The organism is uncultured Sphingomonas sp., from assembly GCF_964237335.1.
Classification (GTDB): domain Bacteria; phylum Pseudomonadota; class Alphaproteobacteria; order Sphingomonadales; family Sphingomonadaceae; genus Sphingomonas.
Window position 1 is genome coordinate 1 of sequence record NZ_CAXSHM010000070.1, and the last position, 7,155, is coordinate 7,155.

The 7,155-nt window shown below is 64.2% G+C and carries 9 protein-coding genes; all 9 read right to left on the reverse strand.

Going from position 1 to position 7,155, the window contains the following annotated elements:
• Nucleotides 1-392: 392 nt before the first annotated feature.
• The 9 genes from ACFE65_RS17110 to ACFE65_RS17150 all read right to left on the reverse strand — a co-directional run bounded on the left by ACFE65_RS17110 (nucleotide 393) and on the right by ACFE65_RS17150 (nucleotide 6,266).
• Nucleotides 393-956, reverse strand: coding sequence for a DUF2268 domain-containing putative Zn-dependent protease (locus ACFE65_RS17110; RefSeq protein WP_375383567.1), 564 nt, complete (start codon nucleotides 954-956; stop codon nucleotides 393-395).
• Nucleotides 859-1,266 (reverse strand): hypothetical protein, encoded by a 408-nt coding sequence (locus tag ACFE65_RS17115; protein ID WP_375383575.1) that lies wholly within the window; start codon nucleotides 1,264-1,266, stop codon nucleotides 859-861. Before ACFE65_RS17115 ends, ACFE65_RS17110 begins: the two co-directional genes overlap by 98 nt.
• A 466-nt stretch (nucleotides 1,267-1,732) precedes the next feature.
• On the reverse strand, nucleotides 1,733-2,692 hold the full coding sequence (locus ACFE65_RS17120) for a DUF2493 domain-containing protein (RefSeq protein WP_375383568.1): 960 nt from the start codon (nucleotides 2,690-2,692) through the stop codon (nucleotides 1,733-1,735).
• Between the two features lie 226 nt (nucleotides 2,693-2,918).
• A complete protein-coding gene (locus ACFE65_RS17125; RefSeq protein ID WP_375383569.1) occupies nucleotides 2,919-3,143 on the reverse strand; it encodes a hypothetical protein in 225 nt (74 codons plus the stop codon).
• Between the two features lie 303 nt (nucleotides 3,144-3,446).
• The gene (locus ACFE65_RS17130) at nucleotides 3,447-3,764 is read right to left on the reverse strand and encodes a hypothetical protein (RefSeq protein ID WP_375383570.1); all 318 of its coding nucleotides are present in this window, start codon (nucleotides 3,762-3,764) and stop codon (nucleotides 3,447-3,449) included.
• A 76-nt stretch (nucleotides 3,765-3,840) separates the two neighbouring features.
• The gene (locus ACFE65_RS17135) at nucleotides 3,841-4,065 is read right to left on the reverse strand and encodes a hypothetical protein (RefSeq protein ID WP_375383571.1); all 225 of its coding nucleotides are present in this window, start codon (nucleotides 4,063-4,065) and stop codon (nucleotides 3,841-3,843) included.
• Nucleotides 4,058-5,002, reverse strand: a complete 945-nt coding sequence (locus ACFE65_RS17140; RefSeq protein WP_375383572.1) for a hypothetical protein — start codon at nucleotides 5,000-5,002, stop codon at nucleotides 4,058-4,060. The genes ACFE65_RS17135 and ACFE65_RS17140 overlap by 8 nt, the downstream gene beginning before the upstream one ends.
• Entirely contained in the window at nucleotides 4,995-5,606 is a 612-nt protein-coding gene (locus ACFE65_RS17145; protein ID WP_375383573.1) for a DUF6927 domain-containing protein, read from the reverse strand. Before ACFE65_RS17145 ends, ACFE65_RS17140 begins: the two co-directional genes overlap by 8 nt.
• A gap of 24 nt (nucleotides 5,607-5,630) precedes the next feature.
• The gene (locus ACFE65_RS17150; protein WP_375383574.1) at nucleotides 5,631-6,266 is read right to left on the reverse strand and encodes a hypothetical protein; all 636 of its coding nucleotides are present in this window, start codon (nucleotides 6,264-6,266) and stop codon (nucleotides 5,631-5,633) included.
• Nucleotides 6,267-7,155 lie beyond the last annotated feature (889 nt).

Below are 7,155 nucleotides of genomic sequence, written 5' to 3' on the forward strand. Positions count from 1 at the left end.
TCAGATCGGCAATCCACTTATCCCCGCTGTGCAGATTCCCCGAACCACCTCTTAGCGCAGCCATAATTACCATCTTTCACGAGGTACACGTCGCTGGCTAAGCCGCTCTGCGTATCGAGGTCCGCCACCCACGCGCCGTCAAAGGGGCTGTTAGCGTGAGCGGAGGCTTGGACCGAAAAGCAACAAGCCACGGCGGTTAAGAGGTATGGCTTCGTCATTTGAGCATCCCCATGCAACCGAAGGCGCCAGAGCTATGCAGGATTGGCATCGATCGGTGAACCATGCTCTTGCGGGCGAGCTGACTTTCCCGATCAACGATCCCAATCGAGAACGCGCCGGCCTTCTCGATCGCCGTTCGTTTGAGGGAAGACGGGAAGCTACGTCCAGCGGCCCTATGAGCCCGGTCGCCATCCACTTTCGGCGAGGATGGCGGTAGGGTTCTTTAGATCGAGCAGCGTTCGGAGGGCGGCGCGCTTGTCGTCAGCTTTGTCGTAACAAGCCTTGGCGATCCGATAGCCCACCCAATACCCCAAATCGCCGGGCTTATTCGGTGTGCCAACGCCGTTGTATAGCCAAGCCGAAATGTCTTTCTTGTCAGCATCGGCAAGGAAACGTTGATCTATCTCATTTGTGTGCCCAGCCGTCCATGTCTGTAGATGAACATTGCTCACCTGCCCAGAGATCAACTGCCCTACCAACTCCGCTACACCCTCAATGAGGGACTGTTTAAGCACAGTAGTGTTTTCGCTGTCTTCATCCAGAGCGGGGGATTGCTCTACATGTCCATATTCATGCGCGACCAAGTGGTACAACCTATCAGTCAGATTAGGTTGCAACCAAGACGACCGACAAACAACTTCAAGCCCGATTAAGACACCTTGACTTGCCCGTGGTTCCGCCGCTGTTATTGCGGCCGATGAGAATGGTGACGGGTGGAAACGTGGCTTGAGGGTCAAGCACAGCTAGGCGTCGAAAAGCACCTTGCAGTTTTGCCTTAACAGCAGGCAGAACATTCATGCAGGAGCGGGCTTGCCTATATACAGCATCCTCGCTGCTAACCTCTTTCGCAAGCGCCTCACCCGACATGATGCGGTAAGGAACGAACTGGCGAACACCGTCCGTTCCCTTGTCTATGTAGTCCTGTCGGAGCGTGTTTCCGGAGGGTTTGCCGTTGGCAGCGTCATAAAGCCGGTAAAAGGCGGTCACATCTGACGTGCGAACCTCAACGGGATGCGGAGTGCTTGCCAGCGCGCTCACGACGACCATGACCCATGCTGCCCCGATAGCCAATCTAACGCCCACGCTGTGCCCCCTGCCTGCCCGTCGGGGGTGTCGTACCATAGATGCACACGCCGCCAAGTTTCCCGATCGACCATCCCAATCGGGACGGTTGCGGACTTTTAGCGTACGTTTCCCGCCACCTTTTAGCTGGTCTCCTGGGGGGATGCGGGCATAAATCCTCCGAGGACGCGGCCGTGGATCGACCGCTCGCGCATCGCCGAGCAGCCCCTACTCTCCGCGGCCTACGCCGAACTTGGGGGAGAAACGGGTCGGCCGACCGTTCCACATCCTCGGGAGTGAGGTCTTCGCGGGTGAAAAGTTCGCGATCGGAGAGGACGGCGTGGGAGCGAGGGTATGGCCCGTGGCGATGACATGGAACTCGTCGCCGTCGGCCGCAGCCCGGCGCAACGCAGCGCGGAGGCCGCTGGAGTGCCAGCGGCCTCGCCGAAGCTCAGGCGACCTTTCCGTCGCGCTGAGGGTCCTGGGCTGCGGGCGGCGTGCCGAGCGGCCCCCGGCGATCCACGACGCGGATGCCGGCCTTCTTCGCGTCGATCACGAGGCGCTCGGTCACGCCGTTGCCCTGGAAGGCGATGACGTAGCGGGGCTTGAGCGAGAGCATCTGCTCGTTGCGACGGAAGCCGGCGCGATCCCCGAGCTTGCGATCGAGACCGAAGCGGACTTGCTGGATGCCGTGCTGCTCGGCCCAGGAGGCAGCGATGCGCTCGATCCCATTCATGTCGCCGCCATGGACGAGATACATGTCGCCCACGCGCTCCCGGACCGCGCCCAGGGTGCGCAGCAGATTGTCGCCGAACGCCTTCATGTCCTCGTCGGTCCGGAAGGTCAGCCTTCCTCCGGCGAACACGACGGGGGTGCCCTGTGCCGTGTTGGCGTCGCGGACCCGCTCGCGGCGAGCCTGGAGGAACGCTCGGCCGTCGACGATCGCGGACGTGACCCCCAGCGAGATGCGGTTGCCGGTCGACGGAATCCAGGAGCGGCCCGTCTCGCGGATGTAGTGCCCGGCTGCGGTGTCGCGCATCAGCTCGTAGCAGGTGGCGGCCTCCTCGATCTTCTTGGCGAGGTCGATCTTCTCCTCGAGATTGGAGGTGTTGATCTCCGACCCGTCCTGCTCGGCCAGCAGCAGCCTGATCTCGTCGGTGAGGCGGTCGATGGTCGCGTGCTTCTTGGCCGCGGCGCGGTGGAAGAGGTTGACCAGGCCCCAGCCCATCTCCTCGATGTCGCGCTCGAGCGACGTATTCTGGAGGGTTGCGAAGAGGTCGCTCCAGATAGCGGTGGTGGTCTGCTCAAGTGCCTCGGAGGAGGGAGGGCACATGCCCGAAACGTCTTCGGCGCGGGGTTCGAGGTGTCCAAGCTCCAGTGCAGCAAGTGCTGCGGCAAGCGAAGTGGTCATGGGTGAAGCCCTTCATCTGATCGAGGCCGGCGGCCTATCCGCCGGATGCGCACCTCCTGGGCGGCCGAATAGAGGTGCCCGCACCGCAGCGTCAGCGAAGGGAAACTGCAAAAACCGGGGTGGAGCGGGCAGCCGCGCAGCGGCAACTCGGCCCGGACTTTTGCGGTTGCGGGGGCCTCGCGGCCGCCCATGTGCCGCATCCCTCTGGCGGAAAGCTGTCGGCACGTCAGGTGGCGTGGGGCGGAACCGCGACCACGCTTGTTGCCGCGTTCGGATTGGAGCCAAACCCGAACCCGTCGATATCGTCGAGAAAGGTTCCCCCCGTGGCGCCTAAGCGCACCATCGCCGCAGGTGTGATCCGCACCCTCAAATCGGCGCCGATGGCATCGATCATGATGCGGAGCTCATCGACCAGATCCTCGCTCCGGGTCGCGGCATCGCCCGCGAGCATTGCCACATCCCGGAACAGGCGAGGGACGGGCAGGACGGAGGAGTCCTCTCCATCGGGGACAGCGCGCCAAGGGTAGACGTCCGCTCCTGCTGCGAGCGCGCTGACACAGGTGCGCTGCTTTCAGTCGAGGGCCCTCCAGCCGTCTGACCCGTTGGCGCTCGGGGTGGCGGTGCGACAAGCGCTGACCGCATCCTCGCCTCGACCGCGACCTCGGCGCGATAGATCGAAGGTATTCGGAAGGGGTCGGTGAAGGTTGTCATCGGACCGGACGCCTGATGTTCGGCAAATGGGAGACCCGAGCGGTTAGGGTAATTCGTAGCGGGGACGCTCGGCCGGGAAGGCGGGAGGGGGCCAGCCATCGTGGACTCGGGCCTCGAAGCGACCGGCGGAAAGGACGCTGCTGATCTGGCGGGCGTGATCGCCGGTGTTACAGTCGCGATCGAGAGGTGCCTGAACCTCGTCCGCCATCGCTTTCGCGCGTGCCTCGTGGCCGTCGGTGAAGGTGGTGCCGAAGGCGGTCAGCTCCGGGTCGGCGCAAAGCTCGCCGGCCTGGTGATACCAACCGCCCTCTTCGGGATCGCCATAGGCAAGCTGGACGAGATAGACGGCAATGCTGCGCATGATGGGCTCCTCGGGGAAAGCGAGCTGTTCAAGCTTACCCAAGCCGAAGGCCGCCTTCCCTCAGGGGTGGCGATCGTCAGTCGATGACGCGCCAACCGAATGAACCCCAGCGCTGGCGATTGGGTGCGTATTTGGCCGCGGTCGCCATGATGATCTTGGCAGGCCGCGGGGCCGTCTGAGATTCGGCGATCGCCGCGGCATCGACCGCGCGAGCGGGCCAGCACTGATCGGTGTGCAACATCTCCAGCGGGAAACCGGTGACGCCTTGCACGACGAATTGCTTGATGATGGGGTTAGGCATGGGCGGCGTCCCTTTCGAGCGCGTCGGCCGCGCGATGGAAGTCGTCGAGCCAGCGCCCCATCGGGGCGCGTTGCTCGGGCGGAAGCGCGGCCTGTGCCGCCTGGAACTCGAGCAGCGCCAAGGGCGCGGTCTCGATGATGTGGTCGATCTCGGCCGGGGGAAGTAGGCCGCGCTCGCGGATGAACTCGGTGATGCTGCCCGGGCGCGGCGTCGCGCCACGACGACCCAGCACCGGCTTGCGCCAGAGACCGTCGACGTTGCGGAGCCGCGGCTTGGCCCGTGCCTCCATTAACACGATCACGCGCAACTCCTCGGTCGCAAGCTCCATCACCTCGTCGGGCTTGATGCTGCCGCAGAAGAAGCAGCTCGACTTGGGCGGCACGGGCAAGCCGGCGCGCGCGATGCGCGCCTCGCAGTCGGCGCGCGACCAGCCCCAGTCACGCAAGGGGTAGCGATAGGTGTAGCGAGGATCCTCGCACCCGATCGCGTGGTGGTAACGCTGCGTGTCGCGTCCCGAGGCGTCGTAGCCGATCAGCTTGACGACGCGGCCGCCCGCGTCCCAGCAGCGGCGCGCCGGCTCCCACCTGGCGGTCCACGCATCCTGCGGGGCCGCCTTCCATTTCTGCGAGCACGACCCCCCGCCGAACACCACCGACGGCAGCGTCGCGTTGGTGAGCATGTTCTCGGCGATGCCCGCATAGGGCGGCCAGTGCTTGAAGTTGCGGGGCTGGTAGCGGACGATCTCGGACGGAATGCCGCGCTCCGCCATCCAGCGCCGGAACAGCGGGACATAGGCATAGGTCCGCGACTTCTCGGCGCCGGGATCGGCGAACAGGACCATGTCTACGGCCTCGCCGCGGTCGGCGAGTTCGACGATCATGGCGGTGGAGTCGACGCCGGCACCCCAGGCCGCGACGACGGGCGGGCGATCAGCCATTGGCCGCGTCCTTCGGAACGATCGCCGGGTGGACGATGCGGTAGCTCCGCTTGCGAAATGCCGGGATGCGGCAGATCGTGCGGCTCTCCGGATCGCGGAAGAGTGGCGTCTTGCCCTTGGGATTGGCGACCACCTCGAAGCGCGCGCGATAGCTTCCGTCGCCGAACCGCATCGGCTCATCGAAGATGATCGTCTGCCCGGGCTTCGGAGTCGGCTTCGCCCGCTCCAGCTTGCGCCGGACGAGGTTGGCGCGGCACCGCGCGCGCCATGCCATGGCGTATTCGCTGTCGGTGTCGGTCAGCGCGTCCAGGATCGACGCGGGGCACTCGCTCTCGCGCGGCCCCATATGCTCAGTCAGATCCTTGTACCCGAACACGTGGCCGTCGGTGGAGCGGGGGTTGTGCTTCGTCAGGCACACGACGGCGAAGACCTGGGCGTCCCCGTTTGCCTCGACGCGCTCGCACGCGGCGTAATAGGTCGACCCGACCATGGACGAGGCCAGCACGGTGAGACGGTGATTGTCGCGCGTGTAGGTGAACTGGTTGTCGAGATAGGCGCGCGGCGTAACGTGCCCGCGCATGTCGCGCATGAAGAGCCGACCCATGACGGTTCTCCCGGGGATTGAGGATCAGGCGGCAGCGGCGAGGCGCGGACGCCTCACGTCACCGATCGTGGCGGTGAGCCGGCGCTGGAACGCCGCGGCGTCCAGCAGCTCGGCAATCGGCGCGCGCTGGACGGGTCCAGCGGGTTCGCCGTCGCGGCAGCGGTTGAAGGTGATCTCGCTGTGGGCAAGGAAGCTGCGCGGGCGGACGCGGATCGACAGGTCCGTGTAATGGAACTCGGTGGTGCCATCGTCCGAGATGCCGCCCATCGCCGTGTCGATCCGGACGTCGTGCGGCGCGAGGCCGATCGCCTCGGCGAGCGCGGCGAGGGCGCGACGCGCCTGACGATGGAAGATGCGCTTCGCCGCGACATCGCCGGCGACGCCGTTGCCGGCGATGTCGAGCAGGGCCGGGGCGGCAATGACGGTCAGGCGGTCGTCCGCGCAGCGGAGCCGCAGATCGTCGGTGGTGGGCGCGTCGCGTCCGGCGACGTCGGCCAGATTGCGGATCAGCAGCAGGATCGACGGGTCGCGGTCGATCGGCTTGCCGGCACGCCGGCAGTCTTCGACGCTTGCGTTGAGCGCGTGGAGCGCCGCGGGCAGGGTGTCGAGCGCCTCGGGCGAAAGCGCCTCGTCTTGGCGGTAGTGCGTGTCGTAGAACATGGCCGAACCTCCCGAGCGCCAGGGCGCGCCCAAAAGGCCGAAGGCTTCCTCTCCTCTGTCAGCGCAGGAGGATGGCTAAATGCGATGGACTGCGGACAGGCGGTCTTCGGGACCAAGGCGGGTAATATCTCCCGACCCAAAACGATCGGGGCTCTTGAAAGGGTAGTCCCACAACGACCTGTCGGTCGGCACCGCTCAATCGGTCGACCTATCCAGAAACACCTGTTTGTCGTACGCTAGTGACGAGAACGGGTTTACACTTATTCTATCGCTGAACGATGAAACCTGAGTGAAGAGCAGGCTCCTACAATCCGGCACAAGCAGGGGGTTGCACGTCTAGGCGAGAAACTAACATTCTTTGCCGGTCGGTCGAAACAATCACCCGCTGGATACAAGTTGCGAGGACGTAGTAATTTCTGTAACGACTGCACAGAATGTCACCGGGAACATCCAACGATAGGTAGTTACTTCTACAACGGAAACCGTTCGCCTTCAGCTTAGCAGTAGCTATAGCTTCGGGCTCCCCAACCTTCGTCAACCCGTTTACCTCCAACGCAAGCTCGCGCTGCGAATCCGATGAACAACCGCTGGTGAGCATTGAAGCAGCAGCGATCACAATAGGCAGCGCTCTAGCCAAACGGTCCCCCTGAACGACAATGCTTAGAGTATTCGCGAATGACCGCAACTAGGAGCAAGCGACTACCTGGCCAATGACGCCAAACACATGTTTCCTGCCACCCTGGCCGACAAACCCGATTGAATGCCCAGCGCGCCTCGTGAGTAGGCGACAAACCGTGTCGCTTTGCTACAGTGTACGACAACATGCTTCTTTGGGGGTAACTGCTCACGGGGTTGGCGCATGACGGCTTGATCAGGCGACTGCGAAGCT